This is a genomic window from Pseudomonas asplenii, from assembly GCF_900105475.1.
GTDB lineage: Bacteria > Pseudomonadota > Gammaproteobacteria > Pseudomonadales > Pseudomonadaceae > Aquipseudomonas > Aquipseudomonas asplenii.
In genome coordinates this window covers 290,776-315,745 of record NZ_LT629777.1, presented here as the reverse complement: position 1 = coordinate 315,745, position 24,970 = coordinate 290,776, and the positions used below count along the sequence as shown (strand labels likewise).

The window sequence follows — 24,970 nt, the reverse complement described above, 5'->3', positions numbered from 1 at the left end:
TGGTGGTCACTGACTCCAGGCACCTTTGTTTTCGACCTTTCGGGTTTTGACTATTGAGTGGTGATCAAGATGGAAAATATCAGCCTGTTGCTCAGTGAGGCGCTGAGTCCTTATTCCGTTACCCTGACGCCATCCGGCGGGCACGGTGAATGCGTGGTGAGCGTGCGTGGCGTGGCCGGACCGATTCTGGTGGAGCGCGAGATCAATCAGGCGCAATTGACCGACAAGCGTCTGCTGACCGACGTGGTCGATGGTCTGCACCGTGATCTTCGAATCGCCGAGGGGCGTCTGGAACCCTGCATGATTGCTGCCTGGCGCAATGCCGCTGAACATCGTGGCACTCACAGCGTCAGCCTGTAGAGTTTTTTGGGAACCTTCATTCCTAAAGTGCTGTCAGACTTTATAACGGCAAGAGCAGGCATTGTGCTCCGGTGAATGTGGCTTGTCGTACTGGTCTTTGTAGGCCATGTTTAACCCCGAGTCGTCTCCCCACTTCTCGGGGTTTCTTTTGCCTGGAATTTGTCACTGATCATCCGGCGTGAGGAAAAAGCTTTTGGCGTCTTCGCGGTATTTTTTCTGGTCGGCGGGTGTCAGCCAGTGCGCATACAGCTCCACCAGTTGCTCCTTGCGCAGTTGCAGTAGAATCTCGTTGATATGCGCGATCGCCGCACTGCCTTGCGGCGTATTGGAACAAGCGACCCGGATGAACTGGTAACTGGCCGTGCCCTTGATCGGGTAAAACGCCAGGTCGTCATCGTCGATCTGTTGTTGTCGGGCTTGATAGCGGATTTCCACCCAGTAGCCCAGCAAGGCCTTCAAACGGCCTATCCGTTGCATCTGCAGCAGGCTGCCCAGGGCGTTGTTGCCATAATGACGCACCAGCAAAGACTCGCTGGTATGGGACAAGACATCATCGATCGGGTGGCCATAGCTGCGCTCGGCGACAATCCCCAATTGCAGCGTGTTGCTCAGCAACAATGCGGCCAGGTCCAGTTGGCCATCGAGCAGAAAGGGTTCGATCAGGGCTCGGTCTTTCTGGCGAACCACCAGACCGTTGCTGGTGGTAGCCATGCTGCGAATGGAAAACAGCATTTTCTGCGCCCGTGCCTCCGTCCACAGTAACGCTGGATCGCAGGTGAACGATGGCTCATTGAGCATTTGCATGCCCCGCGCCCGGTTGACCCGCAGGATGGAGTGGTCGTATTCCGGCAGCCTTTCCATCAGCAGTGGCAGCATCTGATCGACCGCGCCCTGACCCTGTTCCGGCCCATCGAAGATGCTCAGCGGTGGCAGGTCACGCAGCAGCCAGATCAAGGTTTCCCTGGCCTGAGCCAACGGCGGCAGGACCACAATCAGCGTAGCCAACAGCGCGACAACGAGGCGTCGCCACAAGGCACTGGGTGTCATGAGGTGGATACCTTCCTCGGCTTGAAAGCAGTCGTGGGTGACCGTGATACGTCAGATGGCGCCACTGGCACGCAACCGGACAATCTGTGCCTCATCGTAGCCGAGGTGGCCCAGTACCTCGGCATTGTGCTCGCCCAGTTGCGGCCCGACCCATTCACTGGAGCCGGGTGTCTCTGAGAGTTTCGGCACGATGCCGGGCATCTTGAAGTCCTTGCCATCCGGCAGCTTGGCCTGCAGGAACATTTCCCGGGCGAGGAATTGCGGGTCGCCGAACATGTCCTCGGCGCTGTAGATCCGGCTGACGGGAACTTCGGCACGGGTCAGTTCTGCGAGCACCGCATCCAGGGACAGTGAGTTGACCCAACGGTCGATCACCCCGTAAAGCTCGTCCCGTCGACTGTCGCGCCCGTCGTTGCTGGCAAGCGTGGGGTCGTTTGCCAGGTCCTCGCGCCCGATAGCGAGCATGAAGCGCTTGAAGATCGCATCGCCGTTGGCGCCGATCTGCACATGCCGGCCGTCGGCCGTGGTATGGATCGACGAGGGCGTGATACCGGGCATGATATTGCCGGTGCGTTCGCGGATGAACCCGAATACATCGAACTCAGGCACCATGCTTTCCATCATCGCGAAGATGGCTTCATACAGGGCGACGTCGACCACTTGGCCCTGTCCACCGTTCACTTCGCGATGACGCAAGGCCATCAGGGCGCCGATCACACCCCACAAAGCGGCAATCGAGTCGCCGATGGAAATGCCGGTACGCACCGGTGGACGGTCCTCGAAGCCGGTGATGTAACGCAGCCCGCCCATGGATTCGCCGACCGCGCCAAAGCCCGGTTGGTCCTTCATCGGGCCGGTCTGGCCGAATCCCGAGAGGCGCACCATCACCAGCTTGGGATTGAGCGCATGCAGGGTTTCCCAGCCCAGGCCAAGTTTTTCCAGAACGCCGGGACGAAAGTTCTCGATCAGGATGTCGGCTTCGCTCAGCAGTTGTTTGAGAATCGTCAGGCCGTCAGGATTTTTCAGGTTCAGTGTCAGGGATTTCTTGTTACGCGCCTGGACGAACCACCACAGCGAGGTGCCTTCGTACAGCTTGCGCCATTTGCGCAGTGGATCGCCGCCGTCCGGCGACTCGACCTTGATCACCTGTGCCCCGAATTCGGCGCAGATCCGCGAGGCGAAAGGGCCGGCGATCAGCGTTCCGAGCTCGATGACTTTCAGACCGGAGAGGGGTTTGGCGGTGAGTGACATGGGCGATCCTGTAAGACAAGACAAGGGCTATAGAGCTTTTTAACATGGTGCGCGTCATCTTCATAACCATCGACAGTCGTTGATTGAGCCGCGTATCGGTTAGACTTGGCTCCTTTCCCGTCTTTAGAAGCCCCGTTCATGGCCCAGCCGTCCACGACCTACAAGTTCGAACTCAACCTCACCGACATGGATCGCAACGTCTACGAGAGCGTCAAGCAGACCATTGCCCGCCACCCGTCGGAAACCGAAGAGCGGATGGCTGTGCGGCTGTTGGCTTATGCCCTCTGGTACAACGAATTGCTGGCCTTCGGTCGTGGTCTGTCAGAGGTAGACGAACCAGCTCTGTGGGAAAAAAGCCTGGATGACCGCGTACTGCACTGGATTGAAGTTGGCCAGCCCGATGCCGATCGCCTGACCTGGTGCTCGCGTCGTACCGAACGCACCAGTCTGCTGGCCTACGGCAGCCTGCGCGTCTGGGAAGGCAAGGTGGTTCCGGCGGTCAAGAACCTGAAAAACGTCAATATCGCCGCGGTCCCCCAGGACGTACTGGAAACCCTGGCCAAGGACATGCCTCGGGTGATCAAGTGGGACGTGATGATCAGCGATGGCAACGTCTTCGTCACTGACGACCGTGGCCAGCATGAGGTCCAGCTCCAGTGGCTGCTGGGCGAGCGCGGCTGAGTCCGACTGCCGTTTCAATTCCTGCGTACTGAAGAGAAATTTCCCCAGCGTTATGCGTATCGAACCTCGTCCACTACCCGCTACTCTGCCTTTTCTCGGCGACTTGCCGCCGCTGCTGACCCGCTTGTATGCGGCACGGGGCGTCGAATCCCAGGCCGAGCTGGACAAGAGCCTTGCGCGCCTGATTCCCTTTCAGCAACTCAAGGGCATTGAGGCGGCAGTGGATCTGCTGGTGGTCGCGTTGGAGCAGCGCCAGCGGATTCTCATCGTCGGCGACTTCGACGCCGATGGCGCCACCGCCAGTACGGTCGGTGTCCTGGGGTTGCGTCTGCTGGGCGCGGCCCATGTCGACTATCTGGTGCCAAACCGCTTTGAGTACGGCTACGGCCTGACCCCGGAAATCGTCGCGGTGGCCCTGCAGCGCGAGCCGCAGTTGCTGATCACCGTCGACAATGGCATCTCCAGTATCGAGGGCGTGCAGGCGGCCAAGGCGGCGGGGTTGAACGTGCTGGTCACCGACCACCATTTGCCGGGGACCGAACTGCCGGCGGCCGATGCCATCGTCAACCCGAACCAGCCCGGCTGCGAATTTCCGAGCAAGGCGCTGGCCGGTGTCGGCGTGATCTTTTACGTGCTGATGGCCTTGCGCGCGCGTCTGCGCGCCCTGGGTTGGTATGACAATCGTCCGCAGCCGAACATTGGCGAACTGCTGGACCTGGTGGCTCTGGGCAGTGTGGCCGACGTGGTGCCGCTGGACGCCAACAACCGGATTCTGGTGCACCAGGGACTTGAGCGGATACGCGCAGGCCGCGCGCGGCCGGGGCTCAAGGCGATCCTGCAGGTGGCCAAGCGTGAACAGGCGCGCCTGACTTCGACCGATCTGGGGTTCATCCTCGGTCCACGGCTGAATGCGGCTGGCCGCCTGGACGATATGAGCCTGGGTATCGAGTGCCTGCTCTGCGAAGATCCGGCCCTGGCGTTGGAAATGGCCACCCAGTTGGACGAGATGAACAAGGATCGCAAATCCATCGAGCAAGGCATGCAGCGCGAGGCCCTGGCCCAGCTCAAGGAACTGCCGGTGGATTCGATGCCGTTCGGCCTGTGTCTGTTCGATCCGGACTGGCACCAGGGCGTGATCGGTATTCTCGCCTCGCGGATGAAAGAGCGTTATCACCGCCCGACCTTCGCTTTTGCCGATGCCGGGGATGGCATGCTCAAGGGCTCCGGCCGTTCGGTCGCGGGTTTTCATATTCGCGACGCCTTGAGTGTGGTGGCGACGCAACATCCCGACCTGATTAGCAAGTACGGCGGTCATGCCATGGCCGCAGGCCTGAGCCTGCCAGAGAAGAACTTCCCGTTGTTCGCCGAGGCCTTCGATGCCGAGGTGCGCCGTCAACTCAGCGAGGATGATCTCACCGGCCGCCTGCAGACCGATGGCTCACTGGCCCTGGAGGAGTTCAACCTGGAACTGGCGCGAGCATTGCGCAATGCCGGCCCGTGGGGGCAGCACTTTCCGGAGCCGTTGTTCCATGGGGTCTTCCAACTGGTGGAAAAACGTATCGTCGGCGAGCGGCATCTGAAGGTGGTGCTCAAAAGCGAGTGCGGTTCGCTGAAGCTCGATGGGATCGCCTTCGGCATCGATCCGGAAATCTGGGCCAATTCCCGGGTCGACTGGGTCGAACTGGCCTACAAGCTCGATCTCAACGAGTTCCGGGGCAAGGAAAGCGTGCAACTGATGATCGCGCACATCGAGCCGCGCTGAGATCAGGTGCGGTTGAACCCTTCGGTCTCCGTCATTGTCGACTAGGCTCTAAGCACTGTCTGAATGGTCCTGTGACACTGTCCTGTTTTCTACCCGCCGGGGGGCGGGATTTCACTTCGTTCCTGTCACTTGCCGACGTTCTCACAGAACCCTGGAGCCAGCCCACTTGATTTGAGAGGTGCCCCATGAGTCTGCTGCTTGAACCCTATACCCTTCGCCAACTGACCCTGCCGAATCGCATCGCGGTTTCGCCCATGTGCCAATACTCCAGTGTCGATGGCCTTGCCAATGACTGGCACCTCGTTCACCTCGGCAGCCGCGCGGTGGGCGGTGCCGGGCTGATCTTTACCGAAGCCACGGCCGTGACGGCCGATGGCCGCATCACCGCCCAGGACCTGGGGCTGTGGAACGACGAACAGATTGAACCATTGCAACGTATCACCCGCTTCATCGCAGCCCAAGGCGCAGTGGCCGGCATTCAGTTGGCCCATGCCGGGCGCAAGGCCAGCACCCATCGGCCATGGCTGGGCAAGCATGGCAGCGTCAAGCCGGAAGAGGGCGGCTGGACGCCGGTCGGGCCGTCGCCGATTGCCTTCGATCCGCAGCACACCCCGCCTGTGCAACTCGACGAGGGACAGATCGCCGACGTGATCCAGGCCTTCGTCGCGGCGGCCCGGCGTGCCCTGGTGGCCGGCTTCAAGGTGGTCGAGGTGCATGCGGCCCACGGCTATCTGTTGCACCAGTTCCTCTCGCCGCTGAGCAATCAGCGCCGTGATCAGTATGGCGGCTCGTTCGAAAACCGCATCCGTCTGGTCCTGCAGGTGAGCGAGGCGGTCCGTGCCGTCTGGCCCGAAGAATTACCGCTGTTTGTGCGTGTGTCGGCCACCGACTGGGTGGAGGATGGCTGGAACCCGGATGAAACCGTGGAACTGGCGCTGCGTCTGAAGGCTCTTGGGGTCGACCTGATCGACGTCTCCTCGGGAGGGACCGCCGCGAACGCGGAGATTCCTACCGGCCCCGGCTACCAGACCCGTTTCGCCGAACGTGTGCGCAAGGAGTCCGGTATCGCCACCGGCACGGTGGGCCTGATCACCGAGCCGGCGCAGGCCGAACACATCCTGCGCACTTGCCAGGCCGACATCATCCTGCTGGCTCGCGAACTGCTGCGCGATCCCTACTGGCCGTTGCACGCCGACGACGACCTCGGTGGACGCAAGGCGGTCTGGCCGGCGCAGTACCAGCGGGCGACGCACCGGGATCAGCCCATCCATGAGTCTGATCTGCGGGAGTAGGGACGGCTGTCAGAATCGGCGGCAGGGCCCACCTCAGTGCTTGAACATCACATGGCGTACGGTGGTGTAGTCCTCCAGCCCGTACATGGACATGTCCTTGCCGTAGCCGGACAGTTTCTGTCCGCCGTGGGGCATCTCGCTGACCAGCATGAAGTGGGTGTTGACCCAGGTGCAGCCGTATTGCAGGCGTGCCGACAGGCGATGGGCGCGGCCGACATCGGCGGTCCAGACCGACGAGGCCAGGCCGTAGTCCGAATCGTTGGCCCATTCCAGTGCCTGCGCTTCGTCGGTGAAGCGGGTCACCGAGACCACCGGTCCGAACACTTCGCGCCGGACGATCTCGTCATCCTGCCGGGCATCTGCCAGCACGGTGGGTTCGAAGAAGAAGCCATTGCCTTCCACCGCCTTGCCGCCGGTCACCAGGCGGATATGCGGCTGCGCCAACGCGCGCTCGACGAAACCGACGACGCGGTCGCGATGCTGGGCGGTGATCAGCGGTCCGAGTTCGGTCGATGGGTCGTCCTGCAGACCGTACTTGATACTGCTCACGGCTGCGCCGAGCTTTTCGACGAATTTCTCGTAGATACCGTCCTGGGCATACACGCGGCAGGCGGCGGTGCAGTCCTGTCCGGCGTTGTAGAACCCGAAGGTACGGATGCCTTCGACGGCGGCCTCGATATCGGCGTCGTCAAAGATGATCACCGGCGCTTTGCCGCCCAATTCCATGTGCGTGCGCTTGACGCTGTCGGCGGTGCTGGAAATGATGTTCGAGCCCGTGGCGATCGAACCGGTCAGCGACACCATGCGTACTTTCGGATGGGTCACCAGCGGGCTGCCGACGCTTGGACCTCGGCCGAACACCAGGTTCAGCACACCGGCCGGGAAAATTTCGGCGGCCAGTTCGGCCAGGCGCAGTGCGGTGAGGGGTGTTTGCTCCGAAGGTTTGAGCACCACGGTGTTGCCGGCGGCGAGGGCCGGGGCGATTTTCCAGGCGACCATCATCAGTGGGTAGTTCCACGGCGCGATGGAGGCGATCACGCCCACCGGATCACGGCGGATCATCGAGGTGTGGCCCGGCAGGTATTCACCGGCGGCCGAACCGTTCATGCAGCGGCTGGCGCCGGCGAAGAAACGGAACACGTCGGCAATCGCCGGGATCTCGTCGTTGAATGCCGCGCTCAGCGGCTTGCCGCAGTTGTCCGACTCCAGCTTCGCCAGTTCCTCGGCATGCTCTTCGATGGCATCGGCAAGCTTGAGCAGTAGCCGCGAGCGGTCCTTCGGCGCGGTCTGCGACCAACTGTCGAAGGCGGCGTCGGCGGCGCGCACGGCAGCATCGACCTGAGCCTCGCTGGCTTCCTGGATTTCCACCAGTACACGGCCCAGGGCCGGGTTGAATACGGGTTGGGCCGGGCCTTCGCCGGTGACGAGTTGGCCGTTGATCAGCAGTTTGGTTTGCATGTCTATATCCTCATGGAGCAATCACTGGTTCCGATGAGCACCGATTTGTAGGAGCCGGTGTTCATCCGGGTAAAGAGATTATTTGCCGCCGCTACCGGCCACGCTTTCACCACCCCGGGTCAGGTAGTAGGCCCCGAGGATCGGCAGAATGGTGACCAGCATCACCAGCATCGCGACTACGTTGGTGACGGGGACGTCCCGTGGCCGACTGAGCTGGTTGAGCAGCCAGATCGGCAAGGTGCGTTCATGCCCGGCGGTGAAGGTGGTGACGATGATCTCGTCGAACGACAGGGCGAAGGCCAGCATGCCGCCGGCCAGCAGCGCCGAGCCGAGGTTCGGCAGGATGATGTAGCGGAAGGTCTGCCAACCATCGGCCCCGAGGTCCATCGACGCTTCGATCAGGCTGTGGGAGGTGCGCCGCAGCCGGGCGATGACGTTGTTGTAGACGATCACCACGCAGAAGGTCGCATGGCCAACCACGATAGTGAACATGCCCGGCTCGATCCCCAGTGACTTGAACGTCGCCAGCAGGGCAATGCCGGTGATGATCCCCGGCAGCGCGATCGGCAGGATCAGCATCAGCGAAATGCCCTGCTTGCCGAAGAACTCGCGGCGATACAGCGCGGCCGACGCCAGGGTGCCGAGAACCATGGCGATCAGCGTGGCAATGGCCGCGATCTGCAGCGACAGCTTGATCGATTCCACTACGTCCGGCCGTGAGAAGGCCACGCTGAACCACTTCAGGGTGAAACCCTGGGGCGGAAAACTGAACGCCGCGTCTTCGGTGTTGAAGGCGTACAGGAAAATGATCAGGATCGGGAAGTGCAGGAACACCAGCCCGCCCCAGGCCGCGATGCGCAAGCCCAGGGACGCGCGCTCCCCCTGCTTTTCTGACTTAGAGTGCATCGAAGGCCCCCAGGCGTTTGACGATGGACAGGTAGACGGCGATCAGCACGATCGGCACCAGGGTGAAGGCAGCCGCCATCGGCATGTTGCCGATGGCGCCCTGCTGGGCATAGACCATGCTGCCGACGAAGTAGCCGGGCGGGCCGACCAGTTGCGGCACGATGAAATCACCCAGGGTCAGGGAGAAGGTGAAGATCGAGCCGGCGGCGATGCCGGGGATCGACAGCGGCAGGATCACCTGCATGAAGGTCTGGCGCGGCTTCGCTCCGAGGTCGGCTGAGGCTTGCAGCAGCGACGGCGGCAGGCGTTCCAGGGAGGCCTGGATCGGCAGGATCATGAACGGCAGCCAGATGTAGACGAACACCAGGAAACGGCCCAGGTGCGAGGTCGACAGAGTGCTGCCGCCCACCCCGGGAATGCCCAGCACGAACTGCAACAGCGGCTCCAGGCCCAGATGCTGAACGAACCATTGCGCGACGCCGCCCTTGGCCAGCAGCAGGGTCCAGGCGTAGGCCTTGACGATGTAACTGGCCCACATCGGCATCATCACCGCGATGTAGAAAAATGCCTTGGTCTTGCCGCTGGTGTAGCGCGCCATGTAGTAGGCGATCGGGAACGCGACGATGCCGGCGGCGATCGACACCACCACCGCCATGCTCAGGGTACGCACGATGATGTCGAAGTTCGCCGGGTTGAACAAGGCGGTGAAGTTTGCCAGGGTCAGGTCCGGCGTGACCGCCATGGTGAAGTCGTCGAAGGTGTAGAAACCCTGCCAGAGCAGGCTCAGCAGCGAGCCGAGGTAGATCGCGCCAAACCAGATCAGCGGCGGCACCAGCAGCAGTGCCAGGTAGAAATTGGGCCGGCGGTAGAGCAGGTTGGAAAACCGCCGCATCAATGACGGGCTGGCCGTCGTCGGAGTCAGGGCCAGGCTGCGCATGTCACACCTCGCTCGCCAGTACAGTCATGGCTTCTCGCGCCCAGCGGGCGGTGATGCGCTGGCCGGTCTGGTGGCGGGCACTGCTGTCCAGCCACTGGGTATTGGGCTGGCTGATGTTGAGGGTCTGGCCATTGTCCAGCTTCAGCTCGAAACGGGTGGCGCTGCCCTGGTACTGGATATCGTGGAGCACGCCGCTGATCTCGACTTCATTGCCCTCGGCCGGGCCTTCGGCGAAGCGCACATGTTCCGGACGGATCGAGAAGGGCAGGTCGCTGCCGCCCAACTGCCGGGCCAGATCGCCACGGATCACGTTGGAGGTGCCGACGAACTCGGCGACGAAGGCGGTGGCTGGTTTCATGTAGAGGTTGCGCGGGGTGTCGACCTGTTCGATCCGACCCTTGTTGAAGACGGCCACGCGGTCGGACATCGACAGGGCTTCAGTCTGATCGTGGGTGACGAAGATGAAGGTGATGCCCAACTGGCGTTGCAGCTTCTTCAATTCACTTTGCATCTGTTCGCGCAGCTTGAGGTCCAGGGCGCCGAGGGGTTCGTCGAGCAGCAGCACCCGCGGGCGGTTGACCAGCGCGCGGGCCAGGGCCACCCGCTGGCGCTGGCCGCCGGACAGTTGTACCGGCTTGCGTTCGCCGTAGCCGCCCAGGGCGACCATGGCCAAGGCTTCTTCGGCGCGCTCCAGGCGTTCAGACTTGCCGACGCCCTTGACCTTGAGGCCATAGGCGACGTTGTCGCGTACGTTCATGTGGGGGAACAGCGCGTAATCCTGGAACACGGTGTTCACGTCGCGCTGGTACGGCGGCAGCCCGGCGGCTTCCTCGCCATGGATGCGGATCGAGCCGGCGCTGGGTTGTTCGAAGCCGGCGATCAGGCGCAGGCAGGTGGTCTTGCCCGAGCCGGAAGGGCCGAGCATGGAGAAAAACTCGCCGTCCTGAATATCGATGGAAACCCGGTCAACGGCTTTTACTTCGCCAAATTGACGGGAAACTTGGGTGAACTGGACTGCAAGCGTCATGAGGCGGTGCTCCAAGAAGGCACGGGTCGCCGCAGCGGCCCGGCCTGGACTTCTGAAAAAGCTGAATCGAATACGACAGGAGAATCTCGCCCCGTACTGTGTAGGAGCAGGCGATGCGGCGACCCGACTTGCCCGCGAAGCTTTTGCGATCTGACGGACGCCTTCGCGGGCAAGGATCGCCGCACCGCCTGCTCCTACAGGATGGCGGGGCGCTCAGGGGGCCGGTCGGTCAACGACCACCCATGATCGCGATATAGTCCTGGGTCCAGCGGCTATAGGGGACGAACTTGCCGCCCTCGGCCTGCGGGGTTTTCCAGAAGGCGATCTTGTCGAAGGTGTCGAAACCGTTGGTCTTGCAGCCCTCGGCGCCGAGCAGTTCGCTCTCTTTGCACGCCGCCGGTACCGCCGGCAGCGAGCCGAACCAGGCGGCCACGTCGCCCTGGACCTTCGGTTGCAGTGACCAGTCCATCCATTTGTAGGCGCAGTTGGGGTGCTTGGCCTCGGCGTGCAGCATGGTGGTGTCGGCCCAGCCGGTCACACCTTCCTTGGGAATGGTCGAGGCCACCGGCTGCTTGTCGGCTTGCAGACCGTTGACCATGTAGCCCCAGGAGCTGGAGGCGGCGACGCCTTCGTTCTTGAAGTCGCTCATCTGCACGGTCGCGTCATGCCAGTAGCGGTGGATCAGCGGCTGCTGGGCCCGCAGCAGGTCGAGTACCGCCTTGTACTGGGGCTCGGTCAGCTCGTAGGGGTTCTGGATACCCAACTCGGGCTTGGCCGACTTGAGGTACAACGCCGCATCGGCGATGTAGATCGGACCGTCATAGGCCTGCACACGGCCCTTGTTCGGTTTGCCATCCGGCAGGTTCTGCGCTTCGAACACCACGCTCCAACTGGTCGGTGCCTGCTTGAACACTTGGGTGTTGTACATCAGCACGTTCGGTCCCCACTGGTAAGGGGTGCCGTAGGTCTGCTGGTTGACCACGTACCACGGTGCGTCTTTCAGGCGCGGGTCGAGGTTCTTCCAGTTCGGGATCAGTTGCGGGTTGATCGGCTGCACCCGCTTGCCGACGATCAGGCGCAACGAGGCATCGCCCGAGGCAGTGACCAGGTCGTAGCCGCCCTTGGCCATCAGGCTGACCATTTCGTCGGAGGTCGCGGCGGTCTTCACGCTGACCTTGCAGCCGGTTTCCTTCTCGAAACCGCTGACCCAATCGTAGGCCTTGTCGCTTTCACCCCGTTCGATATAGCCCGGCCAGGCGACGATATCGAGTTGGCCTTCGCCGGCACCGACGGCTTTCAGCGGTTCGGCGGCCTGCAGGCTGGCGCTGGCCAGCAGGGCGGTGGTCAGTGCACTGAGCAGTGCGGTCTTGTGCGCGAACATCGGTTTTCCCTCTTCTTTAATTATGGTCGGGGCAGTCGAACGGGGTACTGCATGCCGCTGGCGGCTTGTTGTTAGGGGCGTGCGTGTTACAGATGCTGGCCGTGACGCGCCATGATGTGGCGCACCACGCTGTAGTCCTGCAGTGAATCGCTGGACAGGTCCTTGCCGTAGCCGGAGCGCTTGAGGCCGCCGTGGGGCATTTCGCTGACTAGCATGAAGTGGCTGTTGATCCAGGTGCAGCCATATTGCAGGCGTGAGGCGACCTGCATTGCCTTGTCCAGGTTCTGGGTCCAGACCGATGACGCCAGGGCGTATTCCGAATCGTTGGCCCAGTCCACCGCCTGGCTCAACTCGTCGAAGCGGGTCACCGTGACCACCGGGCCGAACACCTCGCGCTGAACGATTTCGTCGCTCTGCTTGCAGCCGGCGAGCAGGGTCGGTTGATAGTAGAAGCCGGCACCTGAATGTACGGCGGCGCCGGTCACCCGTTCGATATGCGGCTGGCCGAGGGCGCGCTCGACGAAGCTGGCGACGCGGTCGCGCTGGCGGGTGCTGATCAACGGGCCGATCTCGTTGTCGGCATCGCGTTTACCGGCAAAGCGCAGGCTGCTGACCGCCGCGCCGAGTTCGGCCACCAGGCGGTCGTGAATCCCGGCCTGGGCGTAGATCCGGCAAGCAGCGGTGCAGTCCTGACCCGCGTTGTAGTAGCCGTAGCTGCGCACGCCTTCGACCACTGCCTGGAGGTCGGCGTCGTTGCAAACGATCACCGGCGCCTTGCCGCCGAGTTCCAGGTGGGTGCGCTTGACGCTTTTCGCCGCAGCCTGGAGGATTTTCTGCCCGGTGACGATATCGCCGGTCAGCGACACCATGCGCACCTTGGAATGGCTCACCAGGTGGCTGCCGACGCCTTCACCACCACCGCAGACGATATTGATCACCCCGGCCGGCAGCAGCTCGGCCAAGGTGGGTGCCAGGGCGAGGATCGATAGCGGCGTGTGTTCGGACGGCTTGAACACCAGGGTATTGCCGGCCGCCAGGGCCGGGGCGATCTTCCACGCGGCCATCATGATCGGGTAGTTCCACGGCGCGATGGAGGCCACCACGCCGATCGGATCGCGGCGGACCATGCTGGTGTAGCCCGGCAGGTATTCGCCGGACAGTTGTCCGGTCTGGCAACGCACGGCGCCGGCGAAGAAACGAAACACATCGACGGTGGCGCTCAGGTCGTCCTGGCGTGCCAGATGCAGCGGCTTGCCGCAGTTCAGCGATTCGAGGCGGGCCAGCAGGTCGGCGTTTTTTTCCACCGCGTCGGCGATCGCCAGGAGGATGTTCGAGCGTTGTTGCGGAGTGGTCCGCGACCAGTCGGCAAACGCGCGGTGGGCGGCGAGGATCGCGCTTTCGACCTGTTCGGGGCTGGCTTCGGCGATCTGCGTGATGACCTCGCCGGTGGCCGGGTTGAGGATCGGTTCGACGAAGCCTTGGCCTGCGACGAGTTCACCATCGATCAGCAACGAGGTGAACAGCGGGGTCGGATGCGCACCAGCCATTTTGCGAGTTCTCTTTTCTTGTGTGGCCATGGCGCTTCCCTTGCAGCTGGAGTCCGGCCTTTCTCCTGTGGATGGAAAGAGACTAGTGGCCGGAGCAGAGGTCGACAAATACTAAATACTGAAAGCGGCGTTCGATTAAATAGATGGCTTGCGCCCGCCAGCAGGTTGTTCGCGGGCGACGGTCAGGAACGGGTCGACCAGCGTTGGCCGGGCAGCGCCGCGACGCCAGGCCAGGCCGACGTCGAGGGTGTGGTTCAGGTCGGCGATCGGCCGGGCCTCGATGATGTCGCCCTCCAGTGACCACGGCCGGTACGTCATGTCCGGCTGGATCGACAGACCGAGACCGGCGGCCACCAGGCTGCGCACCGCTTCGGTGGAGGCGGTGCGCAGGTTGATGCGCGGTTGCAGGCCGGCACCACGCCACATGCGCTGGGCGTTGCGGTCCATTTCATCGACATTGAGCTGGATCAGCGGCTCGCGGGCGACATCGGCGAGGTTGATGCTGTCGTGCTCCAGCAAGGGGTGTTGTGCGGGCAGCCACAGGCGGTGTGGCGAATGGGTCAGGACTTCAGTCTGCAGAGCGTGGCGGTCTTCCAGATTGGAGAGAATCAGCACCCCGACATCGATCTCGCCACTGACCAGCAGATGCTCGATGTACGGGCGCTCATCCTCGGTCACACGGATTTCCACGTTGGGATAGGCCCGCTGGAAGCGGGTCAGCAGGTCGGCCAGGTAGTAGCCGGCCACCAGGCTGGTGACACCGACCGTCAATTGTCCGCTGACCTGATCGGTGCTCTGTTGCAGGCTGCGTTTGGCATTGTCGACGGTGGCCAGGATCAGGTGTGCCTGGCGCAGGAACTGATGGCCCTGGTGGGTCAGGGTCATGCCCTTGGCATGGCGGTTGAACAGGCTGACGCCGATCTCCTGTTCCAGTTGCTGGATCGCCAGGGTCAGGGTGGACTGGGAAATGAACACGGCCTGGGCGGCGGCCGAGATCGAGCCGGTTTCGGCCACGGCAATGAAATGGCGGATCTGACGCAGGGTCATCATGGGGCGCTACCCTTGCCGGTTTTTTCGGTGAATGGTTTTTTTGGAGACGGGGCAGTGTATATCTTTTTAATCGATCGCTTGATCGTCGACTCAGGCGTGGCTCCCGGATATGCAACATCTGGAAGCACACTTACCCACCATCGTCCGAATGCTCGTTTTACCCTGGCAGCTCATTCCTCGCTTGCGGAGACGGCCGATGAACACCCGTGGATTGCTCGATCAGTTACTCAAATCTGGTCAGGACCTGTTGCAGAGTCAGGCCCGAGGTCGGCCGGACAGCTCGGCTGACAAGGGGGCATTGGGTAGCCTGCTCGGCGGCGGGAAGGGCGCTTCTGCGGGGTTGGGCAGCCTGCTGTCCGGGGCTGGCGGTGGCGCCTTGGCGGCCGGGGCGATGGGGCTTTTGCTGGGGAGCAAGAAGGCGCGCAAGGTCGGTGGCACGGTATTGACCTATGGCGGGTTGGCGGCGCTGGGTGTCCTGGCCTACAAGGCTTATGGCAACTGGCAGGCGCAGCAGGCGAATGCCGCTGCGGTCGAGCCCCGAACCCTCGATCGCCTGCCGGCGGAGCAGGCCGAACAGCACAGTCAGGCAATTCTCCAGGCGCTGGTGGCAGCGGCCAAGGCCGATGGTCATGTTGACGCTCGGGAGCGTGAGTTGATCGAGGGCGAATTCGCCAAGCTGGGCAACGATCGCGAGTTGCAGCAGTGGCTGCATGCCGAGTTGAACAAGCCGCTGGACCCGGCACAGGTTGCCCGGGCGGCGACTACGCCGGAGATGGCGGCGGAAATGTACATTGCCAGCGTGCTGATGGTGGATGAAGAGCACTTCATGGAGAAGGCCTACCTGGACGAGCTGGCGCGTCAGTTGCGGCTGGAGCCCGGTTTGCGTCAGGAACTGGAGCGTCAGGTGCGCCAGTCCACCTCTGCGTGATAACGCCCGTCACTCAAAGTCGGGTAGCACATTCTCCGCCTGATGGAAGTGCGCCTGCCCCTTGCCAGCATGCTTGGCTCGATAAAGGGCCTTGTCCGCCAGCCCCAGCGCGTCACTGAGGTCCGTGGCGTCGAGGGGCCAGATCGCGCCACCGATGCTGCAACCGATCTGCGCTGGCACCTGCTGCAGCATGATCGACTGTGTCAGGCTGGCGAGCACTCGGTTGGCGATGGTCCTGGCCTGGTTCAGTGCATCGCCGCGTTGTACCTGCAGGACCATCAGGAACTCGTCACCGCCCAGGCGTGCGACCATATCACCGTCGCGCAGACAGTTGCGCAGGCGCCCAGCCACCTCTCTGAGCAGTTCATCGCCACCGGCATGGCCGAACTGGTCGTTGATGGGCTTGAACCCGTCCAGGTCCAGATACAGCAGTGCCAGGCAATTACTATGCGATTGGCTGCGTTGCTGCGCCCTGAGCAGGTGTTTTTCCAGTGCCGCCCGATTGGGCAGGCCGGTCAGCGAATCATGATGAGCCAGGCTTTCCATCACGCCCAGGGCCGTCTGATGATTGCTCAGACTGTCGACGAGATGGCGAATCGACTGGCTCAACTGGGCGATTTCCCGGGTTCCCTTGAGGTCCGGGATCTCTATCGATTCACCGATACTCAGACGATCGGCGGCATCGGCGATGGCTTTCAGTGGTCGGGTGTACCAGGTCGCCAGCAGCCAGCCGATAAGGGCGACGATCAGGGCCAGCGCGATACCCCAGACCAGGATATCGCGCTGCAGCTCCTTGGCCGGGGCATATGCCTCGTCGAGGGTCTGGCGGGTGACCACGGTCCAGCCCAGACCGTGGTAATCCTCATGACCGTGACTGCGGGCCATGCCGGTCAGGTACTCACGGCCGTCTGGCCAACGCTGGATGGTCCAGTGCTGTTGTTGTTCCGAACCGTCCATCAGCGGCAGAGGCAATAGCTGGCCGATGTCGTCACGGGGCCCGAGCAGGATCCGGTGATCGGCTGCCACGACAAAAAATTCGATCTTGCGCCGTTGCTGTAGCGGTCCCGCCAACGACTGGCGCATGTTTTCGGCCCAGGTCCAGGACAGGTGTGCGGCGAGTACCCCGACTTTCTCCTGGGCTTTACCGTTGGCATCATTAAAGAGCGGCAGACTGATGTCGACGAACTTCAAGGTCTCGCCGCTGGGATTGGGCAGCAGTTTGGACAGCAGCAGGGCTTCGTGGACGTCGCCGACGAACACCTGGTCGCGTCCCTGCCTGAACACTGGGCGCTGGCTGATGTTGGTACCTTGCAGAATCCCCCCGGTCGAGACCCGGACCCGACCCTCGGTATCGGTGATGCCAAGCCAGGCGATATCGGGGAAATCGGCTTGCAACTGATCGAGCAACTGGCGGACCTCGACCAGGTCTGAACCCTGCTGCAAGACCTTGAGGCGGCTGAAGACACTCAATAGATGAATGCGGTTGGCCATGGCGCGGTCCAGTCGATCGGACATCTGATAGGCAGCCTCCGCCAGATCCTGGCCGATCTCGCTGCGCATTCGCTCGCTGGAGTCATGCCCGATGAACGAACCCAGCAACCAGCTCAGCATGCTCACCAACAACGCGATGATCAGCGCAAAGCGGCTACGCAGGCTTGGAAGTAGGGGCATGCAGCAAATCCCGGGTCAGTACGACTGGAGGGTCGAGGTCATGAGTGCTAGCCATTTGCTTCAAGCCATGGCCGCGTTGTAAGAGGGTGTCGGCCAATATCCTGTCAGGATTAGAAAACTCCTGTCAGTCATATCCTCTACATTTGTCATCTCTGTCGCGGCTTGTGCATAAATGATGGCATACCCTCGGCTATACTGCCTTCCATTTGAAATGGTTCCCGAGGACTGACTGTGAAGAACTGGACTCTGCGTCAACGAATACTGGCGAGTTTTGCCGTCATCATCGCGATCATGTTGTTGATGGTTGTTGCCTCGTATTCACGGTTGCTGTCGATCGAGTCCAGCGAGGAGAGTGTACGTAGCGACGCTATTCCCGGGGTCTACTACAGCACCATGATTCGCAGTTCCTGGGTTGAAAGCTATGTGCTGACTCAGCAATTGCTCGGCTTTGATGGTAACGGCGTGATCAGCGCTGCCGACCAGGAGCTGTACAAGACCTTCGCCAGTCGTCTGCTCGAGCAGATCGACAATTATCAGAAGACCATCTTCGACAGCGCGGACAAGGCGCAATTCGAACTCTTCAAGCGCGAGCATCAGGCCTACACCAAGGCTTTGGCCAACGTGCTCGACCTCTATGAGCGCAAGCAGAATGAGGAGGCGATCCGCGAGTTCCAGTTGCAGTTGACGCCCGCCTGGATGAACGGGCGTAAAGAGCTCAACGACATCATCGTTCAGAACAAGGACGTCGCCGACAAGGCCACCGATAGCATCAGTCGCGCTGTGTCGTCCGCTAAGATCAGCATGGTCATTTCGCTGTTGCTGGCCGTGCTCGCTGCCGGCTTGTGCGGTTGGTTGCTGATGCGTGCAATCACTTCGCCGATGCAGCGTATCGTCGACATCCTCGAGACCATGCGTACCGGCGACCTGAGCAAACGCCTGAGCCTGGACCGCAAGGACGAGTTCGGTTCGGTGGAAACCGGTTTCAACGACATGATGACCGAACTGACCGCCCTGGTGTCCCAGGCGCAGCGTTCGTCTGTGCAGGTGACTACTTCGGTCACCGAGATTGCCGCCACGTCCAAGCAGCAGCAGGCCACGGCCACTGAAACCGCCGCGACGACCACCGAAATTGGCGCGACGTCGCGGGAAATCGCGGCGACCTCGCGGGACCTGGTGCGGACCATGACCGAAGTGTCCTCCGCCGCCGATCAGGCCTCGGTACTCGCAGGTTCCGGCCAGCAGGGGTTGGCGCGGATGGAAGACACCATGAGTTCGGTGATGGGCGCCGCCGAGCTGGTGAACTCCAAGCTGGCGATCCTCAACGAGAAGGCCGGTAACATCAACCAGGTGGTGGTGACCATCGTCAAGGTCGCCGACCAGACCAACCTACTGTCTTTGAACGCCGCGATCGAGGCGGAAAAGGCCGGGGAATACGGGCGTGGTTTCGCCGTGGTCGCTACTGAGGTGCGTCGCCTGGCCGACCAGACCGCCGTTGCCACCTACGATATCGAACAGATGGTGCGCGAGATCCAGTCGGCGGTGTCCGCCGGGGTCATGGGCATGGACAAGTTCTCCGAAGAAGTGCGCCGTGGCATGTTCGAAGTGCAGCAGGTGGGCGAACAACTGACGCAGATCATTCATCAGGTTCAGGCCTTGGCGCCGCGCGTGCTGATGGTCAACGAGGGCATGCAGGCACAGGCCACCGGTGCCGAGCAGATCAACCTGGCGCTGGTGCAGTTGGGCGATGCCAGCAGCCAGACCGTCGAATCGCTGCGTCAGGCCAGCTTCGCCATCGATGAGCTGAGCCAGGTCGCGGTCGGCCTGCGCGGCGGCGTTTCGCGTTTCAAAGTCTGATGAGCGAATGGGTGGCTAAACGCGTCGCCAGCGCGCAGCCCAGGAACAGCCTGTTCCTGGTTTTCCGCATCGGCAGTGAACGCTATGCCCTGCAAGCCGTGGAAATCGCGGAAGTGCTGCCGCGTCTGCAACTCAAGGCGATTGCCCATGCGCCAAGCTGGGTCGCGGGGGTATTTGCCCATCGCGGCTCGATGGTGCCGGTGCTCGACGTCAGTGCGATGACCTTCGGCCAGCCTGCTGCGGCCCGCACCAGCACGCGCCTGGTCCTGGTGCATTACCGGCCGGTGCCCGATGCCGCGGGGTATCTGCTCGGGCTGATTCTCGAACAGGCCACCGATACCCTGCGCTGCGACCCGCAGGATTTCCAGCCCTATGGCCTGGATAACCGCCAGGCGCCTTACCTGGGCCCGGTACGTGAGGATGAGCAGGGGCTGGTGCAACGCATCAGTGTCGACGCACTGCTCAGTCCGCAAGTGCGTGCCTTGCTGTTTCCCGAATCCGCCGAGGGTCTGTGATGAGTGGCGACCAGCGATTCTTCGACTTTCTCAAGGAACGTATCGGCCTGGATGTCGCGTCGGTCGGTCCACTCATCATCGAACGCGCCGTACGCCAGCGCTGCATACAACTGCAGATGGCGACGACCGAGCAGTACTGGAGCCGGTTGCAAGGCAGCGCCGATGAACAGCAGGCACTGATCGAAGCGGTGATCGTGCCCGAGACCTGGTTTTTCCGTTATCCCGAGTCCTTCTCGACCCTGGCCCGCCTGGCAACCGAACGTCTGGAGCAACTGCGCGGCATGCGGGCGCTGAAGATCCTCAGTCTGCCATCCTCCACGGGGGAAGAGCCCTATTCGATTGCCATGGCGTTGCTGGATGCGGGACTGGCGCCCCATCAGTTCAAGGTCGATGGCCTGGATGTGAGCCCGGCCTCGATCGAGCGGGGCAAGCGCGCGATCTATGGCAAGAACTCGTTTCGGGGTGAGGACATCGCTTTTCGCGAGCGGCATTTCACGGCGGTGGCGGAGGGGTACCAGGTCAGCGAACGAGTTCGCGAGCAGGTGCGGCTGAGCGCCGGCAATCTGCTGGAGCCCGGGCTGCTGGCCGGCGAGGTCTATGACTTCGTGTTCTGCCGCAACCTGCTGATCTATTTTGACCTGGCGACCCAGCAGCAGGTCTTCGAGATTCTCAAACGCCTGACCCATGTCGATGGCGTGCTGTTCATCGGTCCGGCCGAGGGCAATCTGCTGGGCCGGATGGGCATGCGTTCCATCGGGGTACCGCAGTCGTTCGCGTTTCGCCGACATTCGCCAGTCGAGCCTGAGCCGGTGCCCGCGTGGGCGCCGCCGCCGCCGCCGCCGCCGTCGCCGATCACACCACCACCGCCGTTGCGTACGCCGCCAGGCAGTATGGTCGCCGCCAAGACAGCGCCCCGTCCGTGGTCGGCTCCAGCACCGGCGCCGGTGCTCCGGCCTGCCCGGCCGCAGGCGCCGGACGATGCCGCGAGCCAACTGGCGCGGATTGCCGAGTTGGCCAATGAAGGCCGCAGCGATGAAGCCCGGCAGGCCTGCGACAGCTATCTGCGTCAACACGAGCCGGTGGCCCAGGTGTTCTATTGGCTCGGCCTGCTGAGCGATGTGGCCGGCAATGCGCAACAGGCCCAGGGTTTCTATCGCAAGGCGTTGTACCTTGAACCGCAACACCCCGAAGCCTTGGCCCAACTGGCCGCCCTGCTGGCCTCCCAGGGCGATGCGGCCGGAGCCCGGAGATTGCATGACCGCGCCGCCCGTAGCGGGCGTGCCGCTGACAGTGAGCGTAAACGATGAGCGGTTTGACAGGCTTGAACCTGACCCATGAAGACGCCGAGGCCATCGACGATTGCTGGAACCGTATCGGTATTTACGGCGACAAGTCCTGCTCGCTGCTGGTGGACCATATCCATTGCCGCAACTGTGCGGTGTATTCGGCTGCGGCCACCCGCCTGCTGGATCGTTATGCCCTGTTGCAGGAGAGCCACGAGCAGGTTGCGGTGGTGGCGGGCGAAGAGATCGTCACCCGCTCCCTGTTGATGTTTCGCCTGGGCGAGGAGTGGCTGGGCCTGGCCACGCGTTGCCTGGTGGAGATCGCTCCGTCACGGGCGATTCATTCGCTGCCGCACCAGCGCTCGCGAGCGCTGCTGGGCGTCGCCAATGTGCGCGGAGCGCTCGTGGCCTGCCTGTCGCTGGTGGAACTGCTGGGTTTGGACGCCAGTGTCACGGCCACGCCGGGCGGCCGGGTCATGCCACGCATGCTGATCATTGCGGCCCATGGCGGTCCGGTGGTGGTGCCGGTGGATGAGGTGGACGGCATCCATGCCATCGACCAGCGCCTGCTCGACGGTGCCTCCGCCGCCGGCCCCCAGGCCAGTGCCAGGTACACCCGTGGGGTGTTGCCGTTCAGGGGGCGCAGCCTGCGCTGGCTGGATGAAGAGCAACTGCTGTCGGCCGTGACCCGGAGCCTTACATGACCCCCGATCAAATGCGCGATTCGTCGTTGCTCGAACTGTTCAGCCTGGAAGCCGAGGCCCAGACCCAGGTACTCAGTGCCGGGCTGCTGGCACTGGAACGCAATCCGACCCAGGCCGACCAGCTCGAAGCCTGCATGCGCGCCGCCCACTCGCTCAAGGGAGCGGCGCGGATTGTCGGTGTCGATGCCGGAGTCAGCGTGTCCCACGTGATGGAAGATTGCCTGGTCAGTGCCCAGGAGGGGCGGTTGTATCTGCAGCCCGAGCATATCGACGCCCTGCTGCAGGGCACCGACATGCTCATGCGCATTGCCACGCCGGGCAGTGCCAATGTCGGGCCGGTGGATGTCGAAGCCTATCTGCTGTTGATGAAAACCTTGCTCGACCCGTCTGCATCGAGCGCACGCATGGCGCCGCCGAGTCAGCCGGCAGCCGCGAAGCCAGCGCTTGAGGAGCCAGCCCCAGCCATCGGCGGCGTCGAGCCCGTGGTGCTGCCGGTCGAGCCCGAACCGCCGGTGCAGAACAAGCGCGCCGCCACCGAGGGCGGCGAGCGGGTGTTGCGGGTTACCGCCGAACGTTTGAACAGCTTGCTTGACCTGTCGAGCAAGTCCCTGGTCGAGACCCAGCGGCTCAAGCCGTATCTGGCCAGCCTGCAACGCCTGCGGCGGATGCAGGGCAACAGCCAGCGGGCACTGGACAGTCTCGGCGACCAGTTGAAAAGTGTCGGCCTGAGTCTGGAAGCCGAGGAAGCGCTGGCCGACGCGCGGCGCCAGTTGGCCGAGTCGCAACAGATGCTGACCGCGCAGATTGCCGAACTCGACGAATTCGGCTGGCAGGCCGGACAGCGTGCCCAGGTACTTTATGACACGGCCCTGGCCTGCCGCATGCGGCCTTTTGCCGATGTTCTGGGCGGACAGGCACGGATGGTCCGTGATCTTGGGCGTAGCCTGGGCAAGCAGGTGCGGCTGGAGATCGAGGGTGAGAAAACCCAGGTCGATCGCGATGTTCTGGAAAAGCTCGAGGCGCCGCTGACCCACTTGCTGCGCAACGCGGTCGATCACGGTATCGAAAGTCCGGAGCAGCGTGTACTGGCTGGCAAGCCCGCCGAGGGCCTGATTCGTTTGCGCGCCTCGCACCAGGCTGGCCTGCTGGTGCTGCAGTTGCAGGATGACGGCGCTGGCGTCGACCTTGAGCGTCTGCGCCGCAATATCGTCGAACGCAAATTGTCGCCCGCCGAGACCGCCGCGCAGCTCAGCGAGGAAGAACTGCTGACCTTCCTGTTCCTGCCCGGCTTCAGCCTGCGCGACAAGGTCACCGAGGTTTCCGGGCGCGGTGTCGGCCTGGATGCGGTACAGCATATGGTCCGGCAATTGCACGGTGCGGTCGTGCTGGAACAGGAGGCCGGGCAGGGCAGTCGTTTCCATCTGGAGGTGCCGCTGACCCTGTCGGTGGTGCGCAGCCTGGTGGTCGAAGTCGGGGGAGAAGCCTACGCTTTCCCGCTGGCGCATATCGAACGGATGCTCGATCTGCCGACGGAGGAGATCGTGCAACTGGAAGGCCGCCAGCATTTCTGGCACGAGGGGCGGCATGTCGGTCTGGTCGCGGCCAGCCAGTTGCTGCAGCGCCCGGCCGGTGAGCATGCCGGCGACACGCTCAAGGTCGTGGTGATTCGCGAGCGCGACGCGGTCTACGGGCTGGCGGTCGAACGATTCATCGGCGAACGCACCCTGGTGGTGCTGCCGCTCGACCCACGCCTGGGCAAGGTTCAGGACATTTCCGCCGGGGCCTTGCTCGACGACGGCTCGGTGGCGCTGATCGTCGATGTCGAGGACATACTGCGTTCGGTGGACAAGTTGCTCAACACCGGTCGCCTGGAGCGTATCGACCGGCGCAATCGCCAGGCCAGCGAAGTGGCGCGCAAGCGTATCCTGGTGGTCGACGATTCACTGACCGTGCGCGAGTTGCAACGCAAGCTGCTGCTCAATCGCGGTTACGATGTGGCGGTCGCGGTGGATGGCATGGATGGCTGGAATGTTCTGCGTGCCGAGGATTTCGACTTGTTGATCACCGATATTGATATGCCTCGTATGGATGGGATCGAATTGGTCACACTCTTGCGCCGGGATGCCCGCCTGCAGTCACTGCCGGTGATGGTGGTTTCCTATAAGGATCGTGAAGAAGACCGTCGACGTGGACTGGACGCCGGAGCCGACTATTATCTGGCCAAGGCCAGTTTCCATGACGACGCCTTGCTCGATGCGGTGGTGGAACTGATAGGAGGCGCGCAGGGATGAGGATTGCGATCGTCAACGACATGCCCATGGCCGTCGAGGCCTTGCGCCGTGCCTTGGCATTCGAACCGGCCCATCAGGTGATCTGGGTGGCGAACAATGGCGCCGATGCGGTGAGGCAGTGCGCCGAGGACGTCCCGGACCTGATTCTGATGGACCTGATCATGCCGGTCATGGATGGTGTGGAGGCGACACGCCGGATCATGGCCGAATCGCCCTGTGCGATTGTCATCGTTACCGTCGACCGCCAGCAAAACGTGCACCGGGTTTTCGAGGCCATGGGTCACGGCGCGCTGGATGTGGTCGATACGCCGGCCATTGGTGGCGCCAACCCGCGGGACGCCGCCGCGCCACTGTTGCGCAAGATCCTCAATATCAGTTGGCTGATCGGTCAGAGCAGTAGCCGGGTGCGCAGCGTCGCGACGCGTGACGGAAATGGCGGCACTCGGCAGAAATTGGTGGCCATCGGCTCCTCGGCCGGTGGTCCGGCAGCCCTGGAAAGCCTGCTCAAGGGCTTGCCGGTCAATTTTCCTGCGGCGATTGTTCTGGTGCAGCATGTCGACCAGGTGTTCGCTGCCGGCATGGCCGAATGGTTGGGTAGCGCCTGTGGGCTGCCGGTACGCCTGGCCCGTGAAGGCGAGCCGCCGCAGGCCGGTACGGTACTGCTGGCCGGTACCAACCACCACATCCGCTTGTTGCAGAACGGCACGCTGGCCTATACCGCCGAGCCGGTAAACGAGATTTATCGCCCGTCTATTGATGTGTTCTTTGAAAGTGTCGCCAACTACTGGAAAGGTGACGCAGTGGGTGTGCTGCTCACTGGTATGGGACGCGATGGTGCCCAAGGATTGAAGTTGATGCGTGAGCGAGGCTATCTGACGATCGCCCAGGATCAGGATAGCAGCGCGGTGTATGGGATGCCCAAAGCGGCAGCCGCTATCGATGCCGCGGTGGAAATTCGCTCACTTAACAGGATTGCACCACGTTTGCTGGAGATATTTCCAACATGAGCCCTACAACCAGCACGC

General features: G+C 62.7%; 21 protein-coding genes. 11 read left to right on the top strand and 10 right to left on the bottom strand.

All coding sequences use genetic code 11. The features are described 5' to 3' along the window. Positions 1-69: 69 nt before the first annotated feature. On the top strand, positions 70-360 hold the full coding sequence (locus BLU37_RS01465) for a DUF3509 domain-containing protein (protein WP_010444076.1): 291 nt from the start codon (positions 70-72) through the stop codon (positions 358-360). Positions 361-522: 162 nt separating this feature from the next. On the opposite strand, the gene BLU37_RS01460 is transcribed toward BLU37_RS01465, so the two are convergent. Both BLU37_RS01460 and BLU37_RS01455 read right to left on the bottom strand, forming a co-directional pair. Beyond that, positions 523-1,407, bottom strand: coding sequence for a TIGR02285 family protein (locus BLU37_RS01460; RefSeq protein ID WP_090202022.1), 885 nt, complete (start codon positions 1,405-1,407; stop codon positions 523-525). Between the two features lie 51 nt (positions 1,408-1,458). Continuing rightward, on the bottom strand, positions 1,459-2,658 hold the full coding sequence (locus BLU37_RS01455; RefSeq protein ID WP_090202021.1) for a CaiB/BaiF CoA transferase family protein: 1,200 nt from the start codon (positions 2,656-2,658) through the stop codon (positions 1,459-1,461). A 138-nt stretch (positions 2,659-2,796) separates the two neighbouring features. Here BLU37_RS01455 and BLU37_RS01450 point away from each other — a divergent pair, with 138 nt between their 5' ends. The 3 genes from BLU37_RS01450 (at position 2,797) to BLU37_RS01440 (ending at position 6,393) form a co-directional block, all read left to right on the top strand. After that, positions 2,797-3,339, top strand: a complete 543-nt coding sequence (locus BLU37_RS01450; protein ID WP_029532218.1) for a YaeQ family protein — start codon at positions 2,797-2,799, stop codon at positions 3,337-3,339. A gap of 52 nt (positions 3,340-3,391) precedes the next feature. Then, positions 3,392-5,101 carry a single-stranded-DNA-specific exonuclease RecJ gene (gene recJ / locus BLU37_RS01445; protein WP_090202020.1) on the top strand — a complete coding sequence of 570 codons (1,710 nt, stop codon included), beginning with the start codon at positions 3,392-3,394 and terminating at the stop codon, positions 5,099-5,101. A gap of 185 nt (positions 5,102-5,286) precedes the next feature. Beyond that, a complete protein-coding gene (locus tag BLU37_RS01440; RefSeq protein WP_090202019.1) occupies positions 5,287-6,393 on the top strand; it encodes an NADH:flavin oxidoreductase/NADH oxidase in 1,107 nt (368 codons plus the stop codon). Positions 6,394-6,426: 33 nt separating this feature from the next. Here the strand turns inward: BLU37_RS01440 and BLU37_RS01435 are convergent, their stop codons facing one another. From BLU37_RS01435 to BLU37_RS01405, 7 genes are all read right to left on the bottom strand, one after another. Next, positions 6,427-7,851 carry a gamma-aminobutyraldehyde dehydrogenase gene (locus tag BLU37_RS01435; protein ID WP_090202018.1) on the bottom strand — a complete coding sequence of 475 codons (1,425 nt, stop codon included), beginning with the start codon at positions 7,849-7,851 and terminating at the stop codon, positions 6,427-6,429. A 78-nt stretch (positions 7,852-7,929) separates the two neighbouring features. Further along, the gene (locus BLU37_RS01430; protein ID WP_090202017.1) at positions 7,930-8,757 is read right to left on the bottom strand and encodes an ABC transporter permease; all 828 of its coding nucleotides are present in this window, start codon (positions 8,755-8,757) and stop codon (positions 7,930-7,932) included. Beyond that, on the bottom strand, positions 8,747-9,694 hold the full coding sequence (locus tag BLU37_RS01425) for an ABC transporter permease (protein ID WP_010444085.1): 948 nt from the start codon (positions 9,692-9,694) through the stop codon (positions 8,747-8,749). The genes BLU37_RS01430 and BLU37_RS01425 overlap by 11 nt, the downstream gene beginning before the upstream one ends. 1 nt (position 9,695) lies before the next feature. Then, entirely contained in the window at positions 9,696-10,721 is a 1,026-nt protein-coding gene (locus BLU37_RS01420) for an ABC transporter ATP-binding protein (RefSeq protein ID WP_090202016.1), read from the bottom strand. A gap of 229 nt (positions 10,722-10,950) precedes the next feature. Then, the gene (ydcS, locus tag BLU37_RS01415) at positions 10,951-12,102 is read right to left on the bottom strand and encodes a putative ABC transporter substrate-binding protein YdcS (RefSeq protein WP_090202015.1); all 1,152 of its coding nucleotides are present in this window, start codon (positions 12,100-12,102) and stop codon (positions 10,951-10,953) included. An 86-nt stretch (positions 12,103-12,188) separates the two neighbouring features. After that, the gene (locus BLU37_RS01410; protein WP_090202014.1) at positions 12,189-13,679 is read right to left on the bottom strand and encodes a gamma-aminobutyraldehyde dehydrogenase; all 1,491 of its coding nucleotides are present in this window, start codon (positions 13,677-13,679) and stop codon (positions 12,189-12,191) included. A gap of 105 nt (positions 13,680-13,784) precedes the next feature. Continuing rightward, positions 13,785-14,699, bottom strand: a complete 915-nt coding sequence (locus BLU37_RS01405; protein ID WP_010444090.1) for a LysR family transcriptional regulator — start codon at positions 14,697-14,699, stop codon at positions 13,785-13,787. 196 nt (positions 14,700-14,895) lie between these two features. On the opposite strand from BLU37_RS01405, the gene BLU37_RS01400 reads away from it, so the two are divergent. After that, positions 14,896-15,627, top strand: a complete 732-nt coding sequence (locus tag BLU37_RS01400) for a tellurite resistance TerB family protein (protein WP_090202013.1) — start codon at positions 14,896-14,898, stop codon at positions 15,625-15,627. A 9-nt stretch (positions 15,628-15,636) separates the two neighbouring features. Here the strand turns inward: BLU37_RS01400 and BLU37_RS01395 are convergent, their stop codons facing one another. Beyond that, the gene (locus BLU37_RS01395) at positions 15,637-17,298 is read right to left on the bottom strand and encodes a diguanylate cyclase domain-containing protein (RefSeq protein ID WP_090202012.1); all 1,662 of its coding nucleotides are present in this window, start codon (positions 17,296-17,298) and stop codon (positions 15,637-15,639) included. A gap of 231 nt (positions 17,299-17,529) precedes the next feature. Here BLU37_RS01395 and BLU37_RS01390 point away from each other — a divergent pair, with 231 nt between their 5' ends. The 6 genes from BLU37_RS01390 to cheB are packed head-to-tail and all read left to right on the top strand — an operon-like array spanning position 17,530 to position 24,952. Beyond that, positions 17,530-19,152, top strand: coding sequence for a methyl-accepting chemotaxis protein (locus BLU37_RS01390; protein WP_090202011.1), 1,623 nt, complete (start codon positions 17,530-17,532; stop codon positions 19,150-19,152). After that, on the top strand, positions 19,152-19,667 hold the full coding sequence (locus BLU37_RS01385) for a chemotaxis protein CheW (protein ID WP_090202010.1): 516 nt from the start codon (positions 19,152-19,154) through the stop codon (positions 19,665-19,667). Before BLU37_RS01390 ends, BLU37_RS01385 begins: the two co-directional genes overlap by 1 nt. Next, positions 19,667-20,974, top strand: a complete 1,308-nt coding sequence (locus BLU37_RS01380) for a CheR family methyltransferase (RefSeq protein WP_090202009.1) — start codon at positions 19,667-19,669, stop codon at positions 20,972-20,974. Before BLU37_RS01385 ends, BLU37_RS01380 begins: the two co-directional genes overlap by 1 nt. Then, entirely contained in the window at positions 20,971-21,654 is a 684-nt protein-coding gene (locus BLU37_RS01375; RefSeq protein WP_090202008.1) for a chemotaxis protein CheW, read from the top strand. The genes BLU37_RS01380 and BLU37_RS01375 overlap by 4 nt, the downstream gene beginning before the upstream one ends. Next, the gene (locus BLU37_RS01370) at positions 21,651-23,945 is read left to right on the top strand and encodes a hybrid sensor histidine kinase/response regulator (RefSeq protein WP_090202007.1); all 2,295 of its coding nucleotides are present in this window, start codon (positions 21,651-21,653) and stop codon (positions 23,943-23,945) included. The genes BLU37_RS01375 and BLU37_RS01370 overlap by 4 nt, the downstream gene beginning before the upstream one ends. Then, positions 23,942-24,952, top strand: a complete 1,011-nt coding sequence (gene cheB / locus BLU37_RS01365) for a chemotaxis response regulator protein-glutamate methylesterase (protein WP_090202006.1) — start codon at positions 23,942-23,944, stop codon at positions 24,950-24,952. The genes BLU37_RS01370 and cheB overlap by 4 nt, the downstream gene beginning before the upstream one ends. Positions 24,953-24,970 lie beyond the last annotated feature (18 nt).

Excerpts from the sequence above, each read along its gene's own strand:
- BLU37_RS01465 (WP_010444076.1), top strand. The coding sequence starts at position 70 with ATGGAAAATATCAGCCTGTTGCTCAGTGAGGCGCTGAGTCCTTATTCC.
- BLU37_RS01460 (WP_090202022.1), bottom strand. The coding sequence starts at position 1,407 with ATGACACCCAGTGCCTTGTGGCGACGCCTCGTTGTCGCGCTGTTGGCT.
- BLU37_RS01455 (WP_090202021.1), bottom strand. The coding sequence starts at position 2,658 with ATGTCACTCACCGCCAAACCCCTCTCCGGTCTGAAAGTCATCGAGCTC.
- BLU37_RS01450 (WP_029532218.1), top strand. The coding sequence starts at position 2,797 with ATGGCCCAGCCGTCCACGACCTACAAGTTCGAACTCAACCTCACCGAC.
- recJ (WP_090202020.1), top strand. The coding sequence starts at position 3,392 with ATGCGTATCGAACCTCGTCCACTACCCGCTACTCTGCCTTTTCTCGGC.
- BLU37_RS01440 (WP_090202019.1), top strand. The coding sequence starts at position 5,287 with ATGAGTCTGCTGCTTGAACCCTATACCCTTCGCCAACTGACCCTGCCG.
- BLU37_RS01435 (WP_090202018.1), bottom strand. The coding sequence starts at position 7,851 with ATGCAAACCAAACTGCTGATCAACGGCCAACTCGTCACCGGCGAAGGC.
- BLU37_RS01430 (WP_090202017.1), bottom strand. The coding sequence starts at position 8,757 with ATGCACTCTAAGTCAGAAAAGCAGGGGGAGCGCGCGTCCCTGGGCTTG.
- BLU37_RS01425 (WP_010444085.1), bottom strand. The coding sequence starts at position 9,694 with ATGCGCAGCCTGGCCCTGACTCCGACGACGGCCAGCCCGTCATTGATG.
- BLU37_RS01420 (WP_090202016.1), bottom strand. The coding sequence starts at position 10,721 with ATGACGCTTGCAGTCCAGTTCACCCAAGTTTCCCGTCAATTTGGCGAA.
- ydcS (WP_090202015.1), bottom strand. The coding sequence starts at position 12,102 with ATGTTCGCGCACAAGACCGCACTGCTCAGTGCACTGACCACCGCCCTG.
- BLU37_RS01410 (WP_090202014.1), bottom strand. The coding sequence starts at position 13,679 with ATGGCCACACAAGAAAAGAGAACTCGCAAAATGGCTGGTGCGCATCCG.
- BLU37_RS01405 (WP_010444090.1), bottom strand. The coding sequence starts at position 14,699 with ATGATGACCCTGCGTCAGATCCGCCATTTCATTGCCGTGGCCGAAACC.
- BLU37_RS01400 (WP_090202013.1), top strand. The coding sequence starts at position 14,896 with ATGAACACCCGTGGATTGCTCGATCAGTTACTCAAATCTGGTCAGGAC.
- BLU37_RS01395 (WP_090202012.1), bottom strand. The coding sequence starts at position 17,298 with ATGCCCCTACTTCCAAGCCTGCGTAGCCGCTTTGCGCTGATCATCGCG.
- BLU37_RS01385 (WP_090202010.1), top strand. The coding sequence starts at position 19,152 with ATGAGCGAATGGGTGGCTAAACGCGTCGCCAGCGCGCAGCCCAGGAAC.
- BLU37_RS01380 (WP_090202009.1), top strand. The coding sequence starts at position 19,667 with ATGAGTGGCGACCAGCGATTCTTCGACTTTCTCAAGGAACGTATCGGC.
- BLU37_RS01375 (WP_090202008.1), top strand. The coding sequence starts at position 20,971 with ATGAGCGGTTTGACAGGCTTGAACCTGACCCATGAAGACGCCGAGGCC.
- BLU37_RS01370 (WP_090202007.1), top strand. The coding sequence starts at position 21,651 with ATGACCCCCGATCAAATGCGCGATTCGTCGTTGCTCGAACTGTTCAGC.
- cheB (WP_090202006.1), top strand. The coding sequence starts at position 23,942 with ATGAGGATTGCGATCGTCAACGACATGCCCATGGCCGTCGAGGCCTTG.